27 protein-coding genes and 1 rRNA gene are annotated in these 25778 nt (G+C 58.0%); 25 read left to right on the top strand and 3 right to left on the bottom strand.

Annotated elements, in window-relative coordinates; genetic code table 11:
• The 16 genes from rrf to MHY22_RS08030 form a co-directional block, all read left to right on the top strand.
• Positions 1 to 95: ribosomal RNA gene (rrf, locus tag MHY22_RS08105) — 5S ribosomal RNA — on the top strand; the annotation flags it as partial.
• 276 nt (positions 96 to 371) lie between these two features.
• Positions 372 to 821, top strand: coding sequence for a hypothetical protein (locus MHY22_RS08100; RefSeq protein WP_239278872.1), 450 nt, complete (start codon positions 372 to 374; stop codon positions 819 to 821).
• Between the two features lie 2 nt (positions 822 to 823).
• On the top strand, positions 824 to 1183 hold the full coding sequence (locus MHY22_RS08095) for a hypothetical protein (protein ID WP_239278871.1): 360 nt from the start codon (positions 824 to 826) through the stop codon (positions 1181 to 1183).
• A gap of 79 nt (positions 1184 to 1262) precedes the next feature.
• Positions 1263 to 2072, top strand: a complete 810-nt coding sequence (locus MHY22_RS08090) for a tetratricopeptide repeat protein (RefSeq protein WP_239278870.1) — start codon at positions 1263 to 1265, stop codon at positions 2070 to 2072.
• Entirely contained in the window at positions 2072 to 3055 is a 984-nt protein-coding gene (locus tag MHY22_RS08085) for an HAD-IIA family hydrolase (RefSeq protein WP_239278869.1), read from the top strand. The genes MHY22_RS08090 and MHY22_RS08085 overlap by 1 nt, the downstream gene beginning before the upstream one ends.
• Complete coding sequence (locus tag MHY22_RS08080) at positions 3046 to 3207, top strand: hypothetical protein (protein ID WP_005324658.1); 162 nt, start codon at positions 3046 to 3048, stop codon at positions 3205 to 3207. Before MHY22_RS08085 ends, MHY22_RS08080 begins: the two co-directional genes overlap by 10 nt.
• The gene (locus MHY22_RS08075) at positions 3207 to 4013 is read left to right on the top strand and encodes a TlyA family RNA methyltransferase (protein ID WP_239278868.1); all 807 of its coding nucleotides are present in this window, start codon (positions 3207 to 3209) and stop codon (positions 4011 to 4013) included. The genes MHY22_RS08080 and MHY22_RS08075 overlap by 1 nt, the downstream gene beginning before the upstream one ends.
• On the top strand, positions 4010 to 4894 hold the full coding sequence (locus MHY22_RS08070; protein WP_239278867.1) for an NAD kinase: 885 nt from the start codon (positions 4010 to 4012) through the stop codon (positions 4892 to 4894). Before MHY22_RS08075 ends, MHY22_RS08070 begins: the two co-directional genes overlap by 4 nt.
• Positions 4894 to 6564, top strand: coding sequence for a DNA repair protein RecN (gene recN, locus MHY22_RS08065; protein WP_239278866.1), 1671 nt, complete (start codon positions 4894 to 4896; stop codon positions 6562 to 6564). The genes MHY22_RS08070 and recN overlap by 1 nt, the downstream gene beginning before the upstream one ends.
• Before the next feature lie 19 nt (positions 6565 to 6583).
• Positions 6584 to 7735, top strand: coding sequence for a putative cytokinetic ring protein SteA (steA, locus tag MHY22_RS08060; protein ID WP_239278865.1), 1152 nt, complete (start codon positions 6584 to 6586; stop codon positions 7733 to 7735).
• 3 nt (positions 7736 to 7738) lie between these two features.
• Positions 7739 to 8641 carry a copper transporter gene (locus MHY22_RS08055; protein WP_239278864.1) on the top strand — a complete coding sequence of 301 codons (903 nt, stop codon included), beginning with the start codon at positions 7739 to 7741 and terminating at the stop codon, positions 8639 to 8641.
• Positions 8642 to 8644: 3 nt separating this feature from the next.
• On the top strand, positions 8645 to 9283 hold the full coding sequence (locus tag MHY22_RS08050) for an NUDIX hydrolase (protein WP_239278863.1): 639 nt from the start codon (positions 8645 to 8647) through the stop codon (positions 9281 to 9283).
• Positions 9280 to 10170, top strand: a complete 891-nt coding sequence (xerD, locus tag MHY22_RS08045; protein ID WP_239278862.1) for a site-specific tyrosine recombinase XerD — start codon at positions 9280 to 9282, stop codon at positions 10168 to 10170. Before MHY22_RS08050 ends, xerD begins: the two co-directional genes overlap by 4 nt.
• A 12-nt stretch (positions 10171 to 10182) precedes the next feature.
• A complete protein-coding gene (locus tag MHY22_RS08040) occupies positions 10183 to 11190 on the top strand; it encodes a hypothetical protein (RefSeq protein ID WP_239278861.1) in 1008 nt (335 codons plus the stop codon).
• 127 nt (positions 11191 to 11317) lie between these two features.
• Complete coding sequence (locus tag MHY22_RS08035) at positions 11318 to 12190, top strand: ParA family protein (protein WP_239278878.1); 873 nt, start codon at positions 11318 to 11320, stop codon at positions 12188 to 12190.
• A gap of 6 nt (positions 12191 to 12196) precedes the next feature.
• The gene (locus tag MHY22_RS08030) at positions 12197 to 12994 is read left to right on the top strand and encodes a ScpA family protein (protein WP_005324675.1); all 798 of its coding nucleotides are present in this window, start codon (positions 12197 to 12199) and stop codon (positions 12992 to 12994) included.
• Here MHY22_RS08030 and MHY22_RS08025 read toward each other — a convergent pair.
• Complete coding sequence (locus tag MHY22_RS08025; RefSeq protein ID WP_239278860.1) at positions 12991 to 13557, bottom strand: GNAT family N-acetyltransferase; 567 nt, start codon at positions 13555 to 13557, stop codon at positions 12991 to 12993. The two genes, MHY22_RS08030 and MHY22_RS08025, sit on opposite strands and share 4 nt — an antisense overlap.
• 88 nt (positions 13558 to 13645) lie before the next feature.
• On the opposite strand from MHY22_RS08025, the gene scpB reads away from it, so the two are divergent.
• The 5 genes from scpB (at position 13646) to MHY22_RS08000 (ending at position 18977) form a co-directional block, all read left to right on the top strand.
• On the top strand, positions 13646 to 14200 hold the full coding sequence (scpB, locus tag MHY22_RS08020) for an SMC-Scp complex subunit ScpB (protein ID WP_239278859.1): 555 nt from the start codon (positions 13646 to 13648) through the stop codon (positions 14198 to 14200).
• Positions 14201 to 14255: 55 nt separating this feature from the next.
• On the top strand, positions 14256 to 15167 hold the full coding sequence (locus MHY22_RS08015; protein WP_005324678.1) for a pseudouridine synthase: 912 nt from the start codon (positions 14256 to 14258) through the stop codon (positions 15165 to 15167).
• Positions 15167 to 15862, top strand: coding sequence for a (d)CMP kinase (gene cmk / locus MHY22_RS08010; RefSeq protein WP_239278858.1), 696 nt, complete (start codon positions 15167 to 15169; stop codon positions 15860 to 15862). Before MHY22_RS08015 ends, cmk begins: the two co-directional genes overlap by 1 nt.
• Positions 15855 to 17435, top strand: a complete 1581-nt coding sequence (der, locus tag MHY22_RS08005) for a ribosome biogenesis GTPase Der (RefSeq protein WP_239278857.1) — start codon at positions 15855 to 15857, stop codon at positions 17433 to 17435. Before cmk ends, der begins: the two co-directional genes overlap by 8 nt.
• Positions 17436 to 17591: 156 nt before the next feature.
• On the top strand, positions 17592 to 18977 hold the full coding sequence (locus MHY22_RS08000; RefSeq protein WP_239278856.1) for an anaerobic C4-dicarboxylate transporter: 1386 nt from the start codon (positions 17592 to 17594) through the stop codon (positions 18975 to 18977).
• On the opposite strand, the gene MHY22_RS07995 is transcribed toward MHY22_RS08000, so the two are convergent.
• On the bottom strand, positions 18974 to 19780 hold the full coding sequence (locus MHY22_RS07995) for a class I SAM-dependent methyltransferase (protein WP_239278855.1): 807 nt from the start codon (positions 19778 to 19780) through the stop codon (positions 18974 to 18976). The two genes, MHY22_RS08000 and MHY22_RS07995, sit on opposite strands and share 4 nt — an antisense overlap.
• 37 nt (positions 19781 to 19817) lie before the next feature.
• Here MHY22_RS07995 and MHY22_RS07990 point away from each other — a divergent pair, with 37 nt between their 5' ends.
• From MHY22_RS07990 to MHY22_RS07980, 3 genes are read left to right on the top strand one after another with little or no spacing between them, the layout of a single operon-like run.
• On the top strand, positions 19818 to 21248 hold the full coding sequence (locus tag MHY22_RS07990) for an ABC transporter ATP-binding protein (protein WP_239278853.1): 1431 nt from the start codon (positions 19818 to 19820) through the stop codon (positions 21246 to 21248).
• Complete coding sequence (locus MHY22_RS07985) at positions 21248 to 22990, top strand: ABC transporter ATP-binding protein (RefSeq protein ID WP_239278877.1); 1743 nt, start codon at positions 21248 to 21250, stop codon at positions 22988 to 22990. The genes MHY22_RS07990 and MHY22_RS07985 overlap by 1 nt, the downstream gene beginning before the upstream one ends.
• Complete coding sequence (locus tag MHY22_RS07980) at positions 22966 to 23946, top strand: PHB depolymerase family esterase (protein WP_239278852.1); 981 nt, start codon at positions 22966 to 22968, stop codon at positions 23944 to 23946. Before MHY22_RS07985 ends, MHY22_RS07980 begins: the two co-directional genes overlap by 25 nt.
• Here the strand turns inward: MHY22_RS07980 and MHY22_RS07975 are convergent.
• Positions 23943 to 25202 carry a site-specific DNA-methyltransferase gene (locus tag MHY22_RS07975; protein ID WP_239278851.1) on the bottom strand — a complete coding sequence of 420 codons (1260 nt, stop codon included), beginning with the start codon at positions 25200 to 25202 and terminating at the stop codon, positions 23943 to 23945. The genes MHY22_RS07980 and MHY22_RS07975 overlap by 4 nt on opposite strands.
• Positions 25203 to 25537: 335 nt before the next feature.
• Here MHY22_RS07975 and MHY22_RS07970 point away from each other — a divergent pair, with 335 nt between their 5' ends.
• A complete protein-coding gene (locus MHY22_RS07970) occupies positions 25538 to 25711 on the top strand; it encodes an antitoxin (RefSeq protein WP_239278850.1) in 174 nt (57 codons plus the stop codon).
• The last annotated feature ends 67 nt before the right edge of the window (positions 25712 to 25778 follow it).

The following is a 25778-nucleotide window of genomic DNA, read 5'->3' as shown; positions in this document are numbered from 1 at the left end:
AAACGCCCGGTCCCATTCCGAACCCGGAAGCTAAGCCTGCACACGCTGATGGTACTGCAACCGGGAGGTTGTGGGAGAGTAAGTCACCGCCGACACCAAACAACAAAACACAACAAAATACCGTAATGATGAAGCCGTAGAAGACACACGCACCATAAAGTGCCAACCTCTTCTAGGGCTTCATTCGGCGTTTTAGCGCGTTTGTCCGTGAAGCCAGCTTTAGGGCTATTCCGACCTGATCGGACTTCATAGATAAACTATCCTGAATGGTAGTTTGTCCTGGACGTCAGTTCATTATGATGTCCCGAACGGCGCATTTTTTCATTGCATCTTCGCTACACTTATCCACTCAATAGTTTGGGAGGAAGCTCATGTGGTTCGATGGCTATCATCGGCAATTTGGAAAACGCCTGGAAGAGTTTCACGCGATTGCGATTCCTGAGATGCTCGCGGAGCTATCGCCGGTGCAGGTAGAACAAGTCACCCAGGGTTCCAAAGAATTTCCCTTCGACGCGGTGCTAGACGTCTTAAACTCCAAGCACAGCTACGAAGACAAGGTTTCCCGAATACTGGCCATCAGCGGTACATGGATGAATGCTTCTTCCGGTAGCCAGTGGGCTCTAGGCCCATTGAGCAGCACAGCATACTCTGAACGGGTAGGCATAGGCGTTAGATGGGGTGAGATTGCATTCTCACCACTATTGAACGTCGCAGAAAACCTTATTGATGCGTATCCGACTTGGCCAGGCGTGCTCAGGGAATTCGCTGAGAACCAAGAGTTTAACCGTGATTATTTCTCGCAACGGCTTAAGGAGATTTAGCGGTGGCTGACTTCTCTTCTGAAAGACCGCTAGTTGCTTCTGGATTTAGGGTCTTATTCGGTATCGGCACTGCGCTGCCGGGCTCTTTGCTCTTGTCTATTTCGTGTGAAGGTGACAGTGAGGGCTGGTGGGACGCTGCGACTGGCGCGGTCTTGATTCTGCTCGCAGTGATTCTTCTCGGTTGGGCTGCAGTGAGGAAGGAGGTGCGTCGTCAAGCGCTGTGGGGCCTGCTATTTGTTGTCTACGGTATTCTGGGCGCGCTACTTGTTCCTGGTGGCAGCATCCGTTTCGTCACGGTGTGTCTCTGGGTTGGTTTGATGAGTAATGTTTGGCTAACGCTGCGGCAGCCCGTCAGGATCTAAATTCCGGCTTTTTGTTTGCGGGTTGTAGAATAGGGCCGGTATTTCTGTGCTAGTTCGAACCAAGAAAGGGTAGGGCTGAATGTCGGAGCGCAATCACAACGGGCGCGGCGGACGAGACCGCAAGCCACGCAATAACAAGGGCCGTGATTTTAAGGGCGATTCCCGGAAGAAGAAGTCTTTTTCGCCGCAGCGCTCCGGTTACCGTGAGGAACGCATTAATCGTCGTATGAGTGACCCAGACATCCCAGCTGAGGTAGATGTCAACGACCTGGACCCGATGGTGCTGCAGGACCTGAAGTCGCTATCGAAGGAGAACTCCGAGGCCGTCGCTAAGCATATGATCATGGCTGCGACCTGGATGGAAGATGATCCTAAGCTGGCCCTGCGCCACGCTCGCGCTGCCAAGGATCGTGCAGGGCGCGTTGCTATCGCCCGTGAGGTCAATGGCATTGCTGCGTATCGTGCGGGCGAGTGGAAGGAATCCCTTGCTGAGCTGCGTGCCGCACGCCGCATTTCTGGAGGCCCCGGAATGCTTGCAGTCATGGCTGATTGCGAACGCGGTTTGGGCCGCCCGGAAAAGGCGCTCGAGCTAGGCCGTGCGGAGGAAGCATCAGAACTTGATGAAGAGTCCACGATTGAGCTGGCAATTGTTTTGGCCGGCGCCCGCCTAGACATGGGGCAAGCTGAGTCCGCGGTTGTCACCATTCAGCGCGCACATCCTAACCGCGATGCCCGCGGGGTAAGCGCATGCCGTCTCGCTTATGCCTATGGTAATGCTCTGCTTGAAGCAGGCCGGAAGGACGAGGCTCGGGACTGGTTTGAGCACGCAGTTTCTATTGATGAAGGCGACTGGACTGATGCTGCCGAGCGCCTAGAGGAGTGCAAGTAGTGACGGTTCTCAGCAAGCACGATGCTCTTCTCCTTGATCTCGATGGCACCGTGTGGGAAGGCGGCCGTCCACTCTCAAACGTAGTGGACGTCATCAACACCTGCGGAGTGCCGGCAGTGTATGTGACCAACAATGCTTCGCGCAGCCCGCATGCAGTGGCGAAGATGCTCGCGGACATCGGGCTCACTGCGGGTACAGAACAGATCGTTACCTCTGCGCAAGCGGTTCTCCAACTAGCAGCAGAAGAGGTCCCAGCTGGGGCGAAGCTCCTTATCATCGGTGCCGATTCTCTCCGTGACTTGGCCCGAGAGATGGGCTTCAAGGTAGTTTCCAGCGCCGATGACAAGCCTGCTGCCGTAGTGCAAGGCTTTGACCGCTCTGTTGGCTGGGAACACTTGACTGAAGGTGCCTTGGCCATCCGCCAGGGAGCCAAGTTCTTTGCTTCGAATCTCGATACCTCTCTGCCGATTGAGAGAGGTCTTGCTGTGGGAAATGGTTCTCTGGTTGCCGCCATCCAGTCAGCCACCGGGGTAGAGCCGGTATCTGCTGGCAAGCCTGAGCCGGCCATGTTTACTTTTGCGGCAAAGCAAATCGGCGCGAAAAAGCCACTTGCTGTGGGAGACCGTCTGGATACTGATATTGCAGGTGGTAACTCTGCTGCAATGGATACCTTCCATGTGCTCACCGGCGTTTCTGGTGAGTTAGAGCTGATTGAGGCTCCTGTGGAGGCACGCCCTAACTTTATTGGCGCAGGAATGCACGAGCTGGCCCTTCCTGTCTCTGTCGCTCGTCCCGGGGCACAGGGTGGATTTACGGCGCGGTGCGATGGCCATGACCTTTTGCTCGAGGGCGGCGACGAAAAGTCTACCTCCGTTCAGGCGTTGCGCACGGTGTTGGAAGTTGCATGGGCCATGCCGTCGCCGCCGCGCTATATTCAGCCGCGTAGCGAGCGTGCGGAAAAGGTTGTTGCGCAATGGCGGTAAAGCCGCACGATTTTCGAGCCGTCAAGGAACCGGCAGAGATCGATGCGGAAGTAGCAGAGATCCTTGGAGAAGACGCAGCGGATTTGGCCGCTGAAGTAGATCAGCTTGATCGCGCTCACAATGTGTTGCGCGATGCATTGCAGGAGAATTGATGCCCCCACAACGTCGTAGGTTAGATGCGGAGCTGGTGCGCCGAAAGATTGCGCGGTCACGTGAGCAGGCACGGGAGATGATTAAGTCCGGCCGTGTCACGGTTGGTGGCTTCAAGGCGCAGAAGCCGGCGTCGATTGTAGAGCCCGAGGTTTCCATCAAGGTAGAGGAAGCCGAAGAAGACAAGTGGGCTTCACGTGGCGCTCACAAGCTATTGGGTGCTTTGGCGGCGTTCGACGTCGACATGAACGGCCGCATCCTCGATGCCGGCGCTTCTACCGGTGGCTTTACGGACGTGTGCTTGGAACACGGTGCGCAGGAAGTGCTGTCTGTCGACGTGGGCTATGGGCAGCTGCTCTGGCGCTTGCAAAACGATGATCGCGTAACCGTTTTGGACCGCACGAATATCCGGAATTTGACGCTGGAGCTTACCGACGGCCCCTGCGACGGCATGGTAGGCGACTTGTCCTTCATTTCCCTCCGCTTGGTATTGCCGGCCATTGTGGATTGTCTGAAGGACGGTGCTTGGTTGTTGCCCATGGTGAAGCCCCAGTTTGAAGTGGGCAAGGAGCGCCTCGGTAGCGGTGGCGTGGTTCGTTCGCCGGAGTTACGCAAAGAAGTAACCAAGGAAGTCGCTGAATTTGCGTTGTCGCTGGGGCTTAGTATGCATGGGGCTGTTGCATCACCGCTGCCTGGGCCAAGCGGCAATGTGGAGTACTTCCTGTGGCTGAAGAAGGACGGCCAGCCCACAGATCTGGCTACAGTGGAAGAAATGATTGACCGCGCAGTCGAGGAAGGCCCGCAATGACACGTGAGATCCTGTTGGTACCTCATGCCAACCGCCAGCAGAACCTGGAGGCGACGTCGCGTGCAGCGGAGCTTTTGCAAGGTGCGGGAATTACTGTTCGAGTGTGCGCGGACGAAAAGGTACTGCCGGGATTAAAGCATGTACCCCACACTGAAGATGCGGCCGCAGGGTGCGAATTGGTGTTGGTTTTAGGCGGCGATGGAACCTTCCTCCGTGCCGCCGACATGGCGCGGGCCGTAGATATTCCAGTGCTGGGCATCAACCTAGGACACGTGGGATTTCTGGCCGAGTGGGAGGTTGAATCCCTCGACCAGGCCTTGGTGCGGGTCATTGAAAAGCGCTACCGCATTGAAGACCGCCTCACCATTGATGTGTCCATCTTTGATGAGGAAGGAACCCTTCTTAGCCGCAGCTGGGCTTTGAACGAGGCTTCGGTAGAAAACCAAAACCGCTCCGGCGTCCTGGATGCAATCTTGGAAGTTGACCGCCGGCCGGTGTCGTCCTTTGGCTGCGATGGCGTGCTGATTTCCACGCCTACCGGCTCCACCGCCTATGCGTTTTCCGCAGGTGGTCCTGTGTTGTGGCCCTCTCTGGATGCAATTTTGGTGGTACCTAATAATGCGCATGCGCTGTTTACCAAGCCATTGGTTGTATCGCCCAATTCTTTAGTGGCCGTCGAATCGACGATGCGCACGACTCCAGCCACCGTGATATTAGACGGCTTCCGCGAATTTGCGATGCCACCAGGGGCACGAGTGGAAGTAGTGCGAGGCGAGCGTCCGGTGCGGTGGGTACGCTTGGATGACCAACCTTTTACTGACCGTTTAGTCTCGAAGCTGCGCCTGCCCGTGGAAGGGTGGCGCGGGCCGAAGGAGAAATAGTGCTCGTCGATATTTCCATCAATGATCTGGGCGTTATTAGCCAGAGCTCCGCGGAACTATCCGCGGGCCTTACCGTGCTTACCGGTGAAACCGGTGCGGGTAAGACCATGGTGGTTACTGGTTTAAGGCTCTTAGCCGGTGGTCGCGCGGACGCCTCCCGGGTGCGCGATGGCGCGAAAAAGGCTGCAGTGGAGGGACATTTTTCCTCTGCAAAGGACTCGATCCGTGAGCTGGTGGATTCGGTAGGCGGAGAGCCCGACGAAAATGGCGAGTATATCGTTTCACGCACAGTCTCTGCCGCGGGAAGATCGCGGGCCTATTTAGGCGGCCGGGCGGTACCGGCTGCAACCTTGGGCGAGTTCGCGCGCGAGCTCATTACGGTGCATGGGCAAAATGATCAGCTGCGTTTGCTTGCGCCCGAGGAGCAACTGGGTGCGGTAGACCGTGCGGATCCGAAATTGGCCCGTGTGCGGGAGCGCTATACCGAGGCCTTTAAAGAGTGGCGCAGCCTAGCGAAGGACTATAAGCGGCGCACGGAGCAGCGCCGCGAGCTGGCGCAGGAAGTTGACCGTCTGCAATTCGCCGTCGATGAGATCGATGGCATCTCCCCAGAACCCGGCGAGGATGAAGAACTGGTGCAGTTGGTTCGCAAGCTGCAAGACGTCGATGGGCTGCGAGAGTCCGCGGAAGTTGCGCTGGCTGCCATCGACGGCACCGAGGAGCTGGAGGAGGCTGCCTCGGCCTTGCTGGGCCGGGCGGTTTCGGCATTGGCGGGTTCCACCGATAAAGAGCTGGCAGCCTTGGGCGAACGGCTCAGCGAGATCTCGTCGCAACTGGGCGATATCTCCGGCGAGCTCGGTGGATATCTGGCGGGGCTGCCGGCGGATCCACACCTATTGGAAAAGTCCCTCCAGCGGCAGCAGGAATTGCGCACGTTGACCAGGAAGTACGCAGGGGATATTGATGGCGTCGTGGCCTGGCGCAATGAGGCGGCGGCAAAGCTCGAGTCTATGGATACCTCTACTGAAGCCCTGGAGGAGCTGAAAAAGCAGGTCAAAGACGCTGAATCGGTGATGATTGAGCGGGCAGGGGAGCTGACAAGGGGGCGTCGGAAAGCGGCGAAAGCTTTGGGGGAGCAGGTAACGCAGGAGCTCCACGGCTTGGCCATGCCAAATTCGACCTTGACGGTCGAGCTTACGCAGGCGAAATATTCTAAGTCCGGTGCAGACGCGGCCGAGCTGCAGTTGAATGGTAAGCCGATTGCCTCTGCCGCCTCGGGCGGCGAGCTTTCCCGTGTCATGCTGGCCTTGGAGGTCGTGCTGGCAGACGAGGACGGCGCCACCTTAGTCTTCGATGAGGTAGATGCCGGTGTGGGCGGGCGCGCAGCGGTAGAGATCGGCCGCCGCCTGGCGCGCTTGGCGGTGCATAACCAAGTGATTGTGGTAACGCACCTGCCACAGGTCGCAGCGTACGCGGATGCGCACCTGCATGTATCGAAGGAGAAATTTACCTCTGGCGTGGCCGAGCTATCACAGGAGGAACGCGTGGAGGAGTTGGCCCGCATGCTGGCGGGGTTGGACGATACCGAGACCGGCCGAGCGCACGCGCAGGAGCTTTTTGACCGCGCACAGGAAGAAGCTTCCGCGCGCCTCGCCCACTCGAAACCATAATCACGCCACAATAGGGTCCATGGCTCTGTTTTCCCGTAACCCCGAGCAGCCTGGTGCACTGCGCGATTGCACTCCAGGCGCTAAGGGGATGAAAAAGTTTAGTGAAGGCGATGTCGCCGTAATTGATGCGGCCAATATCTCTCGCCACGAGGCTCAAACTCTCGTAGACCTTAAGCCCTCCGCCGTCATTAACGTGGCGGAATTTTCTACCGGCACTGTCCCAAATTATGGCCCGCACATGTTGCTTGACGCCGACATTACCCTCCTTGAAGGCGTGGGGCAGTCCTTTGTTTCCGAGTTCAAAGAGGGCAAAAAGGCGCGCATCGGGGAAGACGGCACGGTCTTTAGCGGCGATAAAGCGCTCGGCACCGGCCGCGTGGTAACCCGCGAGCGAGCAGAAAAGAACTTCACTGCGGCGCAGGGCGCGCTGATCGACCACATGGAATCCTTCTTTGGCAATTCCATCGATTTTATTAACTCGGAAGGCCCACTGCTTATCGACGGCCTCGGCGTCCCCGCCTCCGGCTCCGAAATCGCCGGCCGCAAGGTTGTCCTCTTTTCGCCTACCGATAGGCACCGCGAACAGCTCAAGCAGCTGCGCAACTTTATCCGCGAGTATGAGCCGCTGCTGATCGCAGTGGGATCGGCGGCAGATTCCTTGCTGGCCCAAGGATATAAGCCAGATTTCATTATTGGGGATCCCAATGGCGTGAGTGATGAAGCTCTGCGTTGCGGTGCCCGCGTAATCGTTCCTGCGGACCCGGAAGGGGAGGTAGAAGGCCTCGACCGCATCCAGGACCTCGGCATCGGCGCGATGACCTTCCCCGCAGCAACACACTCAGGTACCGACCTGGGCCTACTCTTTGCTGATTACCACGGCGCGGATCTCATCGTGCAGGCCGGCGGTGGGGTAGACCTCGATGATATCTTTGCTGACCGCACCAACCCCTCGGCCGTGCTGTCCCGCCTCAAGGCCGGTACCAAGGTGGTTGACGCTGATGCGGTAATCAATCTCTACAGTGCGCCTTCCTCCAACCTCGGCTGGCTGTGGGCAGTGCTGGGAATCTTGGTTGCCATTGCGGCGGTCATCCTCATCGTCGGCTTTGGCGGCAGCCAGGACTTTGCTAGCAACCTTAGCGAAACCTGGTCCAGCCTCTTTGGGGGCGCATAGGGCATGGCAAAGACTGAGCTTGTAGCAGGCTTGGGCTTCGGCGCCGCGGTTGGCGTAGCCTTGGGCGCCCTAGTGATTGCGCCGAACTTGACCACCAGCATGGCGGACGACGATCCCATCCGCGAGGAGCACCGCAAGGTGGTCCAAGACAATAAGATTCTGCAGACCCAGAATGAGGCTAGCGACAAGATCGTGGCCGATTCTGGTGCGGAAATGGTTGACGGGACATTGTCGCAGCGCCCAGTACTCATCGTGACCACCGATGACGCCAATGGCGGAGACGTGGACGCGATTCGGAAGCTCTTGGAGTCTTCCGATGCCACGGAGGCCGGCGAGATTAAGCTGACCAAGGACTTCTTGCGCCCCGAAACTAAGGACAAGCTGCTTCCCATCTTGAAAGATACTGCGCCTAAGAAGGCAGATATCAAGGACTTGGATTCGGCCGGAGCCCTTGGGGGTGAGGTGCTAGGCACTGCGCTGTCTTTGGATCCTGAGAGCACGAAGCCGTTGGCCTCAGTAGAAGAGCGTGCAGACGTGCTCCAGAAGCTGCGCGACGAGGGCTTTATTGATTACGAGGACGGCACCATCGTGCCTGCCCAGGCCATCATCGTGGTCTCTGGCAATGGCCTGCGAGGCTACCCGTCCAGCGCGCTGGCAGAATTTGCCACCGGTTTAGTTGATGTCAATGGGTCCGTGGTGTTGAGCGGGCGCACCAAGCAGACCCAGGATGATAAGGCGCTAGCCCAGGTGCGGGATCAGGACGCGGAGCTGTCTACAGTCGATAGCACCGAACGGGCAGTGGAGCGCATTGCGGTCATTCTGGCCACCCAGGAACAACTTGATGGTGGCCAAGGTGACTATGGCGCCACCGATACTGCAGACTCCGCCTTGCCGGGAAAGGAATAGCCCATGGCGCATGATTTCAAGGTGCTCGATTCGCAGCTGCTTGTCGAAGCCCCCATTATTGCCCTGCGCCGCGACGAGGTAGTCATGCCCGGTGGCGTTTCTGCCTCCCGGGAAGTAGTCGAGCACCTAGGTGCAGTGGCCGTCGTGGCAGTGGACTCAGACGAGCGTATTGCGATGGTGTATCAGTACCGCCACAGCGTGGGAAAACGCCTGTGGGAACTGCCGGCGGGATTGCTCGACGTTCGCGGTGAGGATGAGCTGACGGGCGCCCAGCGTGAACTGCAGGAGGAGGCTGGCCTAAGCGCGCAGACGTGGTCCGTGTTGACGGACCTTGTGACTTCGCCGGGTTTCTGCGAAGAGGCGGTTCGCGTATTTCTTGCCTCGGAGCTTTCCGACGTCCCCCGTATGGAGGCTACCGGTGACGAAGAAGCCGATATGGAAGTCGCCTGGGTGGGCCTCGATGAGGCCGTTGACAAGGTACTGCGCGGTGACATCGTCAATTCCATCGCCTGCAGCGGTATCTTGGCGGCCTACGCGGTGCTGCGTGGCGGCAAGAGAACCCGCAGCGTGGAGGAGCCGTTCGACCTTCGACCGACCTCGATGAGCTCCCGCCGCACGGGCGCGGACCTAAAGCAGCTGTGAGTGCGCTCGAAAACATAGCGCAGACGTGGCTTGATCATCTAGCAGTCGAGCGCGGCGTTTCTGCCAATACGTTGAGCAACTATCGCCGCGATGTCCGCCGCTACCTTGCCTGGCTGAGGGATAACGGGGTAGATGATCTGCGGTTGGTGACACGACCGATGGTGGAGGCTTATCTCAAAGACCTGCGCTCACACATGGCGGTGTCCTCAGCCAACCGAGCGCTCATCGTTGCTCGCGGACTGCATAAATTTGCCGTGTCAGAAGGCGTAGTGGACGTCGATGTCGCGGTTGAGGTAACCCCTCCGTCAACTGGGCAGCATTTGCCTGAGACATTATCGGTTGACGAGGTCACCGCTCTCATTGAAGCGACCCCTACTGAGACCCCAGTAGATGTGCGCGACCGTGCCCTGCTGGAGATGCTCTATGGCACCGGCGCGCGCATCTCAGAAATTATCTCCCTTACCGTTGATGACGTTTCCTCCGCGCAGGAGGTAATACGCCTGCGGGGCAAGGGAGACAAAGAGCGGGTTGTGCCAGTGGGCTCGCATGCCCGCCAGGCTCTCGATGCCTACTTGGTGCGAGCTCGTCCAGCGCTGAGCAAAGGTAAGACGCCGGCGCTGTTTCTCAATACCCGCGGTGGGGCTTTATCGCGGCAAAGTGCATGGACTGTGTTGAAGACGGCAGCGCAGCGGGCGCAAGTGGGGAAGTCCATTTCTCCGCATACCATGCGGCATTCTTTTGCGACGCACCTGCTTGAAGGCGGCGCTGATGTGCGCACCGTGCAAGAATTGCTGGGACATTCCTCGGTGACGACAACGCAAATATATACTCACGTCACTGCCGATTCCTTGCGCGAGGTTTGGCGCACTGCTCATCCTCGTGCTTAAGAAAGGACCACTATGTTTTCAACTCGTATAGCTGGTGCGGTGCTATCTTCCGCATTGCTTTTCCCAGCGGTGGCACACGCGCAGCTGCCGCCGGAAGTAGAAGCTGCTATTGCTGCTCCCATTTCGGTTCCTGCCGGTCAGACCACGACTGTAAGCTTGCCCGTGCCGGCCGAAGCTAGCTACTCCGGCGACGGGTGGAATGTATCTGCCTCTGGTACCTCCGCTACCATCACCGCCCCAGCTGAAGGCGGCCAAGTCTCGGTTCCTGTTTCTGCCCAAGGTATGAATGCGACCCTGACGCTAGTAGCCGATGGGTCGGTTGCACAGGAGGACATTCAGGAAGAAATTGATGGCGCGGAAGGCGGACCGGCCCCAGCTCCAGCGCCGGATCCGGGCTCGAATAAGCCGGCTGGGGGTGACAATGCTCCAGCCGGAAAAGATGCCGAGGGCGGAGATGACAAGCCTGCGCCGTCGAAAGAAAATAGCAACTTGCCGGTTGTTCCAGGTGAAAAGCCGGAGCGCAAGCCTGCCGGGGAAGCCAACCTGGAAGGCGCGGAATACGTCAACCTTGAATCCACAATTGAAGGCAATACTATTACCGCGAAGATGGGCCTCAAGCAGGCCTATGACCTTTACCAGCAGTTCAAGGACACGCAAGAAAACGACGTCACGCTGCGCTACCTTGACGGCGAGGGCAATATCATCCAAGGCGTAAAACGCGACGTGGACGCCTCTTCTCGAACCCTCACCTTGACCTATCCGGAGGGCGAGGCGCCTGATAATCCCTTTATCATGCAGTTGCTTCGCAATGACGGTTCTGGGGCCGCACTCATCGTCACCCTACAGGACCCTAACTATCAATCCGCCGCGGAAAATCTCGATGAGCGCCAGCAAAAGGAACCCAAAGAAGAAGACGGCGGCTCATATCTAGGGTGGATTATAGGAGGGGTAGCCGCAGCGGTGCTCATCGCACTCATAGCTCTAGTGGCAATCCTCAAACGCCGTTCTAGTCAACGCTAAACACTTGATATACACTAAGTCTCGGTACTTTTGGGCTGTAGCGGGTACGCTTTAATGACAACGTTGTAATCAACCCTAAGCCAAGTGTCATGGTCCGGAACTTGGCGTCAAGGAAGCAGGTGTGACTGTGAGCGAAGAGGGTCTCTTTTCTGCCTCTGACGTAGAGGTGGGGCTGACCGGTCGTCCTATCCGTGAGCTACCGGAACCCGCACCCTTGGAGAAGCATGGGCCGGCCACCATTATTTCGATGTGTAACCAAAAGGGTGGTGTCGGCAAAACCACCTCTACCATCAATATGGGCGCCTGCTTGGCGGAGTATGGCCGTAAAGTCCTCTTGGTTGACCTTGACCCCCAGGGAGCGCTGTCGGCAGGCCTTGGTCTCACGCATGACGATATCGAGGACACCATTTATGACGTGATGCTCGATAGTCACACCTCTATTCATTCCGCTATCCAGCACACCGGTGTACCGGGCTTGGATCTGGTGCCGGCAAATATCGACCTTTCCGCCGCAGAAATTCAGATGGTCAATGAAGTCGGTCGCGAGCACACCCTTGCCCGGGCTCTGCGTCCGGTGCGCCGCGATTATGATTTCATCATTATTGATTGCCAGCCTTCCTTGGGCTTGCTTACCGTCAACGCCCTGGCTTGCTCACAGGGTGTGATCATCCCTATGGAGTGCGAGTTCTTCTCCCTGCGCGGTTTGGCGCTGTTGACCGATACCGTGGAAAAGGTTTCTGATCGCATTAACTTTGACCTCGAGGTCATGGGAATCCTAGTGACCATGTTTGACCGCCGGACCAAGCACGCCCGGGAAGTTATGTCCCGAGTGGTGGATTACTTTGGCGATAAGGTCTTTGACACCGTCATTACCCGGACCGTTCGATTCCCAGAGACTTCGGTAGCCGGCGAGCCGATTACTACTTGGGCACCAAACTCCCCGGCCACACAGCAGTACCGGAACTTGGCCAAAGAGGTCATCGAGCGCTCGACCGTTTAAGGTATCGTGACCCAGCCGGAGATTACGGGCTTTCGCATTGCACTGCGGAATTTTGAAGGCCCATTTGACCTGCTATTGCAGCTCATTCAGTCCAAGAAGATGGACGTGACTGACGTTGCGCTGTCAGAAGTGACGGACGAATTCGTGGCGTATACACGCCAGCTGGGAGAGTCCGCTGATCTGGATGAGACCACTGATTTTTTGCTAGTGGCAGCTACGCTCTTGGATTTGAAGGCGGCGCGGCTACTGCCGCGCGGTGACGTCGACGATATTGAAGACTTAGAACTGCTGGAGTCGCGCGACCTTCTTTTTGCCCGTCTGTTGCAGTACAAGGCTTATAAGCAAGCAGCGGACCAATTCGCCGTGTGGCAGCGCGAGGCGCAGCGCAGCTATCCGCGCGCGGTTTCCATCGAGGAGAAGTTTGCTGAACTTTTGCCTCCAGTTTCGCTCGGCCATACGCCGGCCAGTTTTGCCGAGTTAGCTGCGGGCGTGTTCCGTCCCAAACCGCCGGAGGAGGTGGCAACCGGTCACGTGCACGCCGTAGCAGTATCGGTACCAGAGCAGGCCGGCAAGATCTTGGAAACACTCAAGCTACTCGGCGCAGGTCAATGGACCAGCTTTGGTGCGCTAACCCGCGACTGTACGGTTTCTATGCAGGTAGTGGGGCGTTTCTTGGCCCTGTTGGAGTTGTACAAAGCCAAGGCGGTTGATGCACAACAAGAAGAAGCGCTGGGTCAGCTGGACCTATCGTGGACAGGCCTGGATGTTGACCCAGCGGTAGTTGCCGCAGCGAACTGGGACTAAGGCCGTTGCTGGATGAATTCTAGCGTCTCGGGGGAGAGCTCCCGGTCGGAGTAGACGCGTACGTCTGGTTCCTCGGGGTTGTCCTCGGTGCCTATGCGGCGCCCTTCCCATACTTGTTGGAGCCCTTGCTTTTCGATGACCCGGATGGCCGCCGGGTGGTTTGTCGTGACGCGGGCCGTGATCGGTGAGTCGGGGTCCACTTGGCGGATGCACTTGATTGCTGCTGAGGTGATCTCTGTGGCAAAACCGGCACCCCAATGGGCGGGGCGCAGGCGGTATTTGATGTCCCAGAAGTTTGCCTCGTCGACGAAGATGGCACCACCGACACCGACGAATTCCGAAGGGTTGTGGCGCATATACGCGGCCCAAGGCCCGAAGTGGTGGGCGTCCCACGACTGAGAGGATGCTTGTGCGAGTGCACGCGTGGTGCGGATGTCAGCAAAACGCCCATTGGGGCGGTGGTTCCAGATACGTCCGTCGCTGTAGACCTTGTGGGTCTCTTCGGTATTAGCGGCGGACAGCGGGATAAGGATGAGTCTGTCAGTGCGAGTGATAGTTTCCATGACAATATGTTAGCCGAGTCACAGTAGGGAGCGAAAGTGATTTGGAAAATTTTCAGCGACTTTTTCTTCTCCAGTAAACTCGGGCGCTATGGATCTTCCCCTCATCTCGCAGTTGCGTTCCCGTCTTGAGTCCATACTGCTCGTGCTCGACTCCCCAGCCTCTGTGGAGTCATTGGCGCGTGCGCTGGGGGCGGAAACGGACGTCGTTAGTGATTGCTTGCGTTCCATTCAGCGCGAGTTGGATAGTCGCGGTTCCGGTATTGACCTGCGCGAGACCCAAGAGGGGTGGCGCTTTTATACGCGCACCGACAATGCGGGGCCGGTAGAAGAATTCCTCTTGGATGGTGCCCAAACCAAACTCTCCCGTGCTGCTCTGGAGACTTTGGCGGTAGTGGCTTATCGCCAGCCCGTCACCCGCCAGCAGGTGGCGGCGGTTCGCGGTGTCAACGTTGATGGCGTGATGCGTACCCTTAACCTGCGCGGGTTGGTCCGGGAGCTGCCGCAGGATGATTTTGAAGGCGCTGCGCACCGGTACGAGACGACAGAATTGTTCCTCGAGTTATTGGGGATCGATTCTTTGGAGCGCCTGCCAGACTTGGCACCGCTGTTGCCTGACGTAGAGGCGATCGACGAAGAGTACTAGCGTGGGGTAGGATTGCCCAGGTAATTTCATATCTTCGAGAGAAAAGGACACGTACGTGACTCCTCCCGCTCGCCGTGACGGCACACCGGATAAGAAGCAGCGAGACAGTGACATCATTGTCTCCAATGCTAAGCCGGCCCGTCACCAGCATGTGTCAAAGAAAAAGCAGAAGGCTACCGCAGAATCCGTAGCCCGCGAATTGGGCGCCGATTGGCTGGTCGATGAAGACAAGCCCAAGGGAGAGCGCCTCCAAAAGGTGCTCGCCAAGGCGGGCGTCGCTTCCCGCCGCCACGCAGAAATCCTCATCGATGCCGGCCGAGTTGAGGTCAACGGCAAGATCATCGCCAAGCAAGGCGTCAAGGTAAACCCCTCCGTTGACGTCATCCGAGTAGACGGCGTGCGCGTCAACGTCAATGAGGAGCACGAATATTTTGTGCTCAATAAGCCGCGCGGCATGCAGTCCACCATGTCTGATGACCTGGGGCGCCCGTGCGTGGGCGACGTGGTGTCAGAAAAGGTCGCAGCTGGCCAGCGACTCTTTCACGTCGGCCGCCTCGACGCCGATACGGAAGGCCTGCTTATCCTCACCAATGATGGCGAGTTGGCCAACCGCTTGATGCACCCCAAGTACGAGGTGACCAAGACCTACCTCGCCACCGTTTTGGGCGAGGCCGATAGGAAGCTCGTGCGCCAGCTCAAGGAAGGCATCGAGCTGGAAGACGGACTGGCAAAGGCCGACTTTGCACAGGTAGTTGATACCAACCAGGGTTATTCCCTGGTGCGTCTTGAGCTGCATGAAGGCCGTAAACATATCGTGCGCCGCATGTTGAAGGAGGCCGGCTTCCCCGTGCAGCGCCTGGTGCGCACCAAGCTGCATACGGTTCAGCTGGGCGATATGAAGCCGGGCGGTCTGCGTGCCCTTAATTCCAGCGAGCTGACTAGCCTGTACAAGGCGGTGGAGATGTAATGATTTCTAATATGCCGAATGAGGGTCTCATCCTAGCCGTGGATGGCCCATCTGGAACTGGAAAGTCGACCACGTGCCGTGCGCTGGCCAAGCAGCTGGATGCAAAGTACGTCGACACTGGTGCTATGTACCGAGTGGCAACGCTTGCGGTGCTGCGTGAAGGCGTCGACCCTGCTGACACCGCCGCGGTTATTGCGGCTACGGCCAATCTGCCCTTAGGGGTATCCGATGACCCGGACTCCACCGAGGTTCTCCTCGGCGGTGAGGACGTCTCGCGCGTTATTCGAGAAGACGAAGTCACCCGTAACGTGTCCGCCGTATCTGCCATTCCGGAGGTGCGCGAGAATCTGGTCGCGCTGCAGCGCAAGCTTGCCCGCGAGGCTCACCGCGCGATTGTAGAAGGACGCGATATTGGCACTGTGGTGCTTGCCGACGCCCCCGCAAAGGCATTCATGACTGCCTCTGCCGAGGTCCGCGCGCAGCGCCGCCAAGCCCAGAATGAAAAGGCGGGCATCGCTTCGGATTACGAGACGGTACTTGCAGATGTCCAGCGCCGTGATGCGGCGGATTCTTCCCGCAAGACCTCACCACTGCGCCCAGCGGAAGACGCAACCCTAGTCGATACTTCCAATATGAGCCCAGAGGATGTGCTGGAAGCTCTAATTAACGTGGTAAAGGAGTCTGTCAATGACTAATCACGATCCCCAGGAAGAGTCGGAGACTCAGTTCCATTACCCAGCCGGAAAGTTCGATGATGAGGTGGTAGAAGCCTCTCCTGGTTGGGCCGCCGATGATTTCAATACCGAGGAATTCGACTATGACTTCGATGACTCGGAATTCGGAGAGGCCGATTATGGCGACGATGCGCACACAGAAGAACCCCTGAGCGAAGAGGAGTGGGAAGAACTCTCCCGTGCCTTTGGCGTGGAGTCCGATGATCACACCGAAGAAGCTTTGTGCACGGTGGCCGTAGTCGGTCGCCCAAATGTGGGCAAGTCCTCTTTGGTCAACCGTTTCCTTGGCCGCCGCGAAGCGGTGGTAGAGGACCACCCAGGCGTTACTCGTGACCGAATTTCCTACGTAGCAGACTGGAATGGCCAGCGCTTTTTGGTGCAGGACACCGGTGGCTGGGATCCCAACGTGAAGGGTATCCATGCGGCGATTGCCCGCCAGGCAGAAGTCGCCATGGAAACTGCCGATGTCATCGTTATGGTGGTGGACACCAAGGTGGGCATCACGGAGACGGATGAGGTTATGGCCCGCCGCCTGCAGAAATCGCCTGTGCCAGTGATTTTGGTATCGAATAAGTTCGATTCCGATAATCAGTACGCGGATATGGCGGAATTTTATGCCTTGGGTTTGGGCGATCCGTGGCCCGTATCCGCCCAGCATGGCCGCGGCGGTGCGGACGTGCTCGATGAGATTCTGCGGGTCTTCCCTGAAGAACCTCGGCAGACCGCGATTACCTCTGGACCTCGCCGCGTCGCATTGGTGGGCAAGCCTAACGTCGGCAAGTCCTCGCTGCTGAATAAGCTCACCAGCGAGGAGCGCTCCGTGGTCGACAACGTCGCGGGAACCACCGTGGATCCGGTGGACTCTCTAGTGCAGCTAGATGAGCAGCTGTGGAAGTTCATTGATACCGCGGGCCTGCGCAAGAAGGTAAAGAATGCGCAGGGGCATGAGTACTATGCGTCCTTGCGCACCCGCGGCGTAATCGATGCTGCTGAGGTCTGCATCATGCTTATCGACGCCTCTGAGGAGATCTCCGAGCAAGACCAGCGCGTGCTCAATATGGTGCTCGAGGCGGGTAAGGCACTGGTGATTGCGTTTAATAAGTGGGACCTCATGGATGAGGATCGCCGCTACTACCTGGACCGCGAGATTGATCAGCAGCTGAGCCACTTGCCGTGGGTTACGCGTGTGAATATCTCTGCGGAAACGGGCCGCGCGCTGCAGAAGCTGGAGCCGGCCATGATTGAGGCACTGGAAAGCTGGGATCAGCGTGTGTCCACGGGCCAGCTGAATAACTGGCTGCGTGAGGCTATCGCGGCTAACCCGCCGCCGATGAAGAATAACCGCCTGCCGCGCGTATTGTTCGCCACGCAGGCCTCGACTCAGCCGCCGACCATCGTCTTGTTTACGACGGGCTTCTTGGATGCGGCGTATCGCCGCTACCTTGAGCGCAAGTTCCGCGAGCGGTTCGGTTTCCACGGAACGCCTATCCGCATCGCAGTGCGCGTGAGGGAAAAGCGCGGCAAGAAGCGCTAGCAGTATGCCCGTTACGCTGGGATTATAGCATTCAGGCGAGCGATTATTGCACCGGACACGGTGTGAGACTTCGCTCGCCTTTCCGTTTATATCCGTTCATGTGGGTCTGGATAGGATATAACCAGTCAAAGATTCTCTCGTGATGGAAGGCTCAGCATGCTAGCCAGCGTAATTGCGCCAGATTCAATTCTGGCCATCGTGCTTCAGGTCATCATCATCCTCAGTGCCCTGCTTCTGGGCACTCGCTATGGTGGTATCGGACTTGGTCTTATTTCCGGCATCGGTTTGATGCTCATGGTCTTTGTCTTCGGCCTCGCCCCGGGTGAGCCGCCGGTGTCCGTGATGCTGACCATCATTGCGGTCATCGGTTGCGCGGCCACCTTGCAACAGGCGCGCGGCTTGGAAGTGATGATGCAATTTGCCGAGAAGTTTCTCCGCGCCCACCCAGAGCGCATTACCATCCTCGCGCCGCTGACCACTTGGTTCCTGACGGTTCTATGCGGTACGGGTCACGTCGTGTACACGATGTTTCCGATCATCGAGGATATTGCCCTGAAGAAAGGCATCCGCCCAGAGCGCCCCATGGCCGTGGCATCGACGTCGGCTCAAATGGGTATTACGGCCTCTCCAGTGTCTGTGGCCACCGTATCCCTAGCGTCCATCATCGCGGAAAATGCCGGCGCTATCGATCACGCCTATTCCATTCCGCAGATCCTCATGGTGGCTATGCCCGCCTCGCTTGCCGGCGTTATCCTCGCTGCGCTGTGGTCGCTGCGCCGCGGCAAGGATTTGGACGAGGACCCGGCATTCCAGGAGCGCATGAAGGATCCGGAGTTCGCAGAAAGCATTCACCAGTCCACCGGGTCGCTCATGGATGAGGAATTTTCGCCAGAAGCAAAACGAGCGGTAGTTATCTTCCTCGTGGCTATCGCCAGCGTGGTGGCACTCGGTGCGTTCGAGTTCCTGCGCCCCCTCGTCCCAGGCGATGATGGCGAGTTGAGCCCGCTTTCGATGAACCTGGTTATCCAAATGGTCATGCTTGTTGCCGGCGCAATCATCCTGCTTAGCTGCAAGGCTGACCCGAAGAAGATCGCGTCCACGCCAGTCTTTAAGGCTGGTATGACCGCAGTATTCTCGGTCTTTGGTGTGGCATGGATGGCAGATACCTTCTTCGAAGCCCATATCGATGCCCTGGAGTCCAACCTCGGGTCCGTAGTGGAGGCCGCCCCGTGGGCCTACGCGGTGGTACTGGTCATCGTGTCCAAGCTGGTCAACTCCCAGGCCGCCGCCCTGGTTGCCATCGCTCCGATTGGCCTGCAGCTCGGCATCGATCCCGCCATTATCGTTGGTTTCTACGGCGCAGCATACGGCTACTTCATTTTGCCAACCTACCCTTCGGACCTAGCCTGCATCGGCTTCGACCGCACGGGCACTACCCACATTGGCAAGTTCGTCATCAACCACTCCTTCCTTGTCCCTGGCGCCATCTCGGTGTTCACCTCCTGCGTGGTGGGCTCGCTACTGGCGCAGGTCCTGCTCTAATCCGAATCCCGTACCAGCACGAAGGCATCCGTGCGGTACGGGATGCGTAGTTTTTGCCCCGGCTTAAATCCCATGTGCTCGTAGAGGTACCAATCCAGGTTGTGGGTCATACGTTCATGGATGTCTTCGCCATTGCGCAGCCAATAGGATCGGGTGTGCATCAGCTGGTGAAGCTGCTCCGGGGTAAGCTCGTTCTCCCAGGTCAAGCGCAGCTCGTGGTCTAAAGACCACGGCTCCGTGTAGTTCGGATAAAAGCCTGGTTTATGTACATCCCCGGAGTGCATGATCCGAGACAGCCGCAGGATCCAGGGGTCCGCGTTGACATCAAGCGTGTTCCACACCAGGAGAATCTTCCCGCCCGGCGCGAGGACGCGGTCAAGCTCTGCACAGGCGGCTGGTACGTCGACCCAGTGCCAGGTTTGGGCGAGGCAGACGGCGTCAAAGGAGGCGTCGGCAAGCGCGGTGTTTTCGGCCGTAGCACGAAGGACTGGCAGGTGGAGGCGTGCTGCGAGAATTCCAGCCATATCTGCGGAGGGCTCCAGAGCCACAACCCGAGGATTGGGTAGGGACTCGGTGAGTTTTCCAGTACCGGCACCAATATCGGCAACGGTATGGGCGTCAGCGATAAGGGCAGAAACCTCGTCCGGATAACCGGGGCGCACATCGTGGTAGGTGCTCGCGCCGCGGCGGAAGGCCTGGGCGGAAGCGGTACGTTGCGCGGCATTGCGGAAGCCGGGGCCTTGTCTAGTGGAGGCCTTGCGGTAGCTAGGGAAGTGGCTGGGATCGGGGCGGCGAGTCGTCATAGCCCATCTAACCTACCGCGAATTAGAATGGCTGCCTATGAGGACACTTCCTGCACCATCAGATCCCAGGTGGCTGCTAAAGACTGTCTTTTCTCGTCCATCCCTCACTGTGCCGGCCGCACTCTGCATGGCTGTATCTTTTCTGCTTAACGGATCGACTCCAGTGATCGTGGGACATGCCATTGATGAAGCTGTGTCGAAAGGATCCGTTGACCGATTAGGCATGTGGCTGGTGGTATTGGGGGCAGCTTTTGGTCTTAATGCCATAGCCGCATGGTTCGGACGCGGCCTTAACGCGCGAGCCATGCTAGTAATTGGGCACGATGTTCGCATGTCCATCACGGATAGGATTCAGGATCCGCGGGGCATCGCAGGCGAGCCCCGCACCGCCGGCGAGCTGCTGGCCATCGCCTCCACGGACGCACGGCGCGTGCAGAATGCGGTGATGATGACGGTTTTCCCCGTCGCTGAGATCACCGCCATTGTGTATGTGGCGGTCATGGCTAGCCGTATTAACCTGCCTTTAGGCATCGCTATTTTGTGTGGCGGGCCGTTAATGGTGTGGGGCTCTGTGCGGGCGGCAAAGCCTCTGCGTACGCGTTCCGGAATCCGCCAAGCGGCGTTGGCCAAAGCCAGCTCCATGGCCACCGATGTGGTCCAGGGCCTGCGGATCCTTAAGGGCCTGGGCGCTGTAGCCACAGTGAGTAGGCGTTATTCCGCGGTGTCTGGTGCCGCCTATGCGCGAACGGTGGAAGCCAATGCTGCCCAAGCGCGACTTAATGCGACTACGGAGATTTTGGGGTCGGTATATGTCATTGCAGTGGGTATTGGTGCAGGAATGATGGCCATGCGTTCCATGATGAGCGTAGGTGAACTCATTACGGTCATTGGCCTCACGCAGTTCATTATCACCCCGATGACGATGCTGGGCCGAAATATCGCCTCGCGGTGGGCGGCAGCACAGGCAAGCGCTGAGCGCATTACCGCCCTTCTTGCCGCCCCCGGGGTGGAAAAGAGCGAACCGCAGGTTCCAGACCTCGCTCCTGGGGTCAACGTGGTACCCGAACCTGTTCCAGAGGATCTCGAATTCTTGCCGCGCGAGCGATTCCTGGTTGTTCCACACGAAACTATGCTTTTCGAGGGGACCGTGCGGGACAATATTCATCCGGATAGCGCGAGTGCACAACGAGCCCTCTTCGTAGCTGCAGGGGAAGATATCCCGGGCGGGTTGGACCGTGAGGTGGGAGAAGGCGGCCGAAACCTTTCGGGTGGACAGCAACAGCGCGTGGCGCTTGCACGAGCCATAGCTGCGGACGCAGAGATCTTAATTTTGGCCGATCCAACTACCGCGGTGGATTCGGTGACCGAGCAGGAAATTGCGCAGCGAGTGGCGCATCACCGCGGGCCTAAGCCCACGCTTGTCTTCACCACTTCGCCGGCGTGGGCAGCAGTGGGGGCGCAGCTATGATGCGGTTTCCTACGGCCTCCTGGCCCCGAGTGCGTAAGGAAGTGGGACGCCAGCTTTCCGACGTCCCCGGTGCCCGCCCCCAAGCAGCAGCGGCCTTGGCCTTGCTTACCGCAGGCGCCGGCAGCAATGTAGCGATCCCCATCCTATTGGGAAAGATCGTTGACGCTGTCATTGATCAAGGCGACATTGTGCCCATCGGTATCTCGTTGGTGCTGGTGGCTGTGGTCTCCGCTCTGTTTTCCGCGACGGGGTTCTATGTTCTTTCGCGCCTGAGCGAGCGCGTAATCTCCTCATTGCGCGAGGATATGGTTTCTACCGCTCTCCGCCTGCCTACCCACCGTGTGGAGGAAGCCGGCACTGGGGATTTGGTCTCTCGCTCGACCGACGACGTAGCAGAACTATCGGCAGCCGTAACTGAGACCGTCCCCGTGCTGGCGAAATCTGCCTTCGCCATCGCAACCACCGGGGTGGCACTAGTTAGCCTCAATTGGCAATACCTACTGGTAGTAGGCGCAGTTACGCCGCTATATTTCATTGCTGCGCGCCAGTACCTGCAGCGCGCTCCACAACGCTATACCGACGAACGCGCTGCCATGGCGGAACGGGCACGCAGGCTCCTGGAGGCAATTCGAGGGCGAAAGACTGTGCGCGCCTTTGGCATGGAAGACCAGATGCATGCCGGTATTGAACGTGCCTCCGCACAGGTGGTGGACAAAGGGTACGCCGCGCGAAGGACAATGATGGTCCTACAGCTATGGATGACGGTCATTGAGCTAGTCATGTTGGTATGCGGTCTGGTCATCAGCTTTTGGGTGGTGCAGGCTGGGGCGCTCACGGTTGGCGCCGTCACCGCGGCCATGCTCCTTCTCATTCGCTTGCGGGGTCCGCTCATGGGATTGATGCGAGTAGTCGATACCGTTCAATCCGGCTATGCCTCCCTGTCTCGGATAGTTGGGGTGGTTATGGATCCACCACGGGCGGTACCAGACTTCGGCGCCCCGGCCTCAGGTGGAGTTGCCGAATTGAAAGAAGTGAGCTTCAGCTACGATGACGGCGGCTGGGCTGTGCAAGACGTGAACCTTAAGCTTCCCGCTGGGCACACCGTAGCTCTGGTGGGAGCTTCTGGTGCAGGAAAGACCACGGTCGCTGCTCTTTTGGCCGGACTGCGAGTCCCGGCTACCGGAACAGTCTTGGTGGACGGAGTAGAGGTCTCGGCCCTTTCTGATTCCGAAAGGGTGGCGCGTTTAGCGATGATTTCCCAAGAGGTTCACGTATTCTCAGGAACCCTGCGCGAAGATTTGTCCTTGGCCGCCCCGCAAGCCTCAGACGCACAAATGGAAGACGCACTACAGCGCGTCGGCGCACAGTGGTATGCGCAGTTAGAGGAGGGTCTAGATACGGTCATTGGCGCTCAGGGAATCCACCTTGACCCAGTAGCAGCGCAGCAGCTTGCCCTGGTGCGAATATTGCTTTTAGATCCCAAGATCGTCATCATGGATGAGGCCACCGCAGAGGCCGGATCGGTGGGGGCGGAAGCTCTGGAAGAAGCCGCGACAGCGGTTACGCGTGGGCGAACTGCATTGGTAGTGGCCCACCGACTAGACCAAGCCGCACGAGCCGATAACATCGCCGTGATGGATAACGGGCGGGTGGTGGAGCAAGGCAGTCACCACGAATTGTTAGATTATGGTGGCCGCTATAAGCAACTATGGACCGCATGGCAGAAGGGACGACAAAGATGAACGCGAGGTCGCTACGGGCCCTGGTTGGTGCGGTAGCAGTGATTTTCCTTGCGGTTGCCGGCGCATCATGTTCGGCCGATTCGCCTGACTCCGTGCCCCAAGCAGTCCCAACCGAGACGAAAAACCTAGGGATCCCAACCTCCGCACCGCTGAGCGGACCCGAGCCAGGAAGCTATACCACCGTTAATCTTCCCTCGGGCCGTTCCTTCATCCTCAGCGTGCCCAAAGACTACACCGGGGAGAAAAAGTGGCCCATGGTCCTGGCCTTTCCAGGCTGGGGACAATCTGCCGAGAATCTCCGCGGCTATTCCCGCCTCGATGCCGCTGATGCCATCACCGTTTTCGCAGAAGGTAAAAAGAAGGCTTGGAGCCCTGCTCCCTATGCCAAGACATCAACGGCAGAAGACAAGAAATTTGTTCGCGACATCATTGATGCCGTGCGAGCAACGTATCGGGTAGATGACTCCCGGATTTTTGCTACCGGCATGTCAAACGGCGGCGGGTTTGCCGCCTACCTGGCCTGTCAGATGCCCGATGTCTTCAAGTCCGTAGCTACCGTTTCCGCTGCCTACTACAAAGATATTCTTAAAGACTGCGCTCATTCGCCCGTGGGGCGATTGGACATGCATGGCACAGTGGACCCCGTGGTGGGCTATTACGGAGGAACGCGCCACAAGACCAAGTACTACTCCGTGGAATCCGTGCTGGAACAGGACCGTAAACGTAATGGTTGCTCTACCAAGGTCGACACGACCCGCCTAGTCAACAATGCACTCGATATGAAGTGGAGCGGCTGTACCGCACCACTTGAACACATCCGTATCGCCGGAGGCTCACACGTATGGCCAGGTGGTACAGCAGACACGCACAATGAGGTTGGCAAATTCTTCGCTACCGACCGCGTCCTAGACTTCTTCGGCATTCCCGGGCGCCCGTCCGGTACCGCACAGACTTAGTCCGGTCTGTAGACATGAAAGGTAGCGCCTGGGACCTTGCGCACCCTTTCAATGCAAATATCTGCAACGGTAGAAAAGCCCGCGCGATGAGCAGCGCTACGCGGGGAGGTTGGCTCTGGTATTTGCACAAGGTGAAAAGACCGAGTGCCCCCATCGTCGCTATTGAGTTCCACCACCGCCTGGGCAGTGGTGCCAGAGCCCGCGAAAAAGTCGAGGACGCGCGCATCCTTTCCACCTGCAATGGAAATGAGGTGCTTAATCAAGCGCACCGGTTTGGGAAACTCGAAAATGCCCTCTAGCCCCATGACGTCTTCAGCATCGCGCCGGCCAGTGCGGGTCACCCCAAATCGCTCGCCGTCCAAGATGGAGCGTGGGCGCGCTCCCACCTTCTGATAGTTCTTGGTATAAACAAACCCTCGGCGGAAGACGAGCTCATCGAAGCGCTGTTCAACCATATCTCGGCCCCAGCGCCAACGGGCGACTTTTTCTTTTCCCACCGGCTGGTCCGGCCAATATTCCTTGCCATCGGGCCCGGAGATAGGGAAGTCGAGGGAGGGAAGGTACCCAAGGGTTTTAGAGTCCAACCGCACCAAGGAGTATTTCCCCTTGTCATCCTCATGGTTGTATTTGGTGGAAGTGTGGCCAAGGAGATCGACATTGAATCCAGGGTTATCAGGAGTACGGGCGTAGCACAGAATATATTCGTGCTCTACCACCGCGTACTTAGAATCATTCTTTCCGGTTCCTGCCTTTTTCCAAATCAATTGGCCGGCAAAGCACTCCTCTCCAAAAACTTCATCGAGTACCTTGCGGGTATTGGCTACTTCGTCCTCTCCAATGGATACGAAAATAAAACCATTTGTTGACAATACTTGCCGGGCCAAGATGAGCCGGGGAAGCATCATAGACAACCATTGCGAGTGCCACTCTGCATAGCTCCCCGAGCGCATCTGCCGGCGCAAACGGTAATTGTCGCGGTAGACAAAGTCTTTTCCGGTGTTATAGGGAGGATCTATGTAAATGACGTCAAAGAGCTCTCCGCGGCTGGCAAGTTCCTGAAGTACTGGAAGATTATCTGCGGCAATAATCGCGTTGTCAGCGCCGACAGCTGTACTGAGTGCAGAATCACGCGTGAAATGGCGTGGCAGAGGGGTGCTAGCAGCTGCTCGAGCTGCCTCCTTGCCCGGCCATACTAAGCCAAAGAATTCCATGCCCGTCTCTGGAGTAGATGGTCGTGCTGGGTTAGTGGAAGCCATGGTGCAGTGCCTTCGTCGGAGAATCGTCGATACCGTCTAACGCTATCATTTGCAAGACTTAGGAAAATTGGCCTTTGGCTAAAATACTTCACTGCTTTTCCTTAAGCATGGCTAGGGCCGGGCTAAAGCAGTAGGCCCTATTGGGGGGTCGTTAGGCTGCGGGGGTGTCCACATACCCCTGAGGGCAACTTGGATATGGAGTAGTAGAACTTATTTGGTCTAGTGACCTAAAGAACTTTTCGGTGGCATGTTGGCTCAAGTGTCGGTACGTTGGGGCGTGTTGCCGGACACGGCAGCTATTAGATAAAGCTAGAACTAGAAGAAAGGATAGCCACATGGGTATCTTCGATAAGGCAAAGGACGCGCTGAACTCCGACAAGGGCGAAGAGCTCAGCGACAAGGGCTTGGACAAGGCAGCTGAGGCAGCTAAGGGCAAGCTGGGCGAAGACAAGGCTGACCAGATCGACAAGGCTCGTGACGCAGCTGACGGAAAGCTCGGTAACGAGTAAATAGCTTCGCCCACTTAAAGGGCGAATGGCTACCTTCTATTTTGGCCCCCAGCCCTTGCGGGCTGGG

This window comes from Corynebacterium sp. ACRPO, assembly GCF_022347205.1.
Lineage (GTDB): Bacteria > Actinomycetota > Actinomycetes > Mycobacteriales > Mycobacteriaceae > Corynebacterium.
The sequence above is the reverse complement of the archived record's forward strand: the minus strand, read 5'-3'. Positions and strand labels throughout refer to the sequence as shown.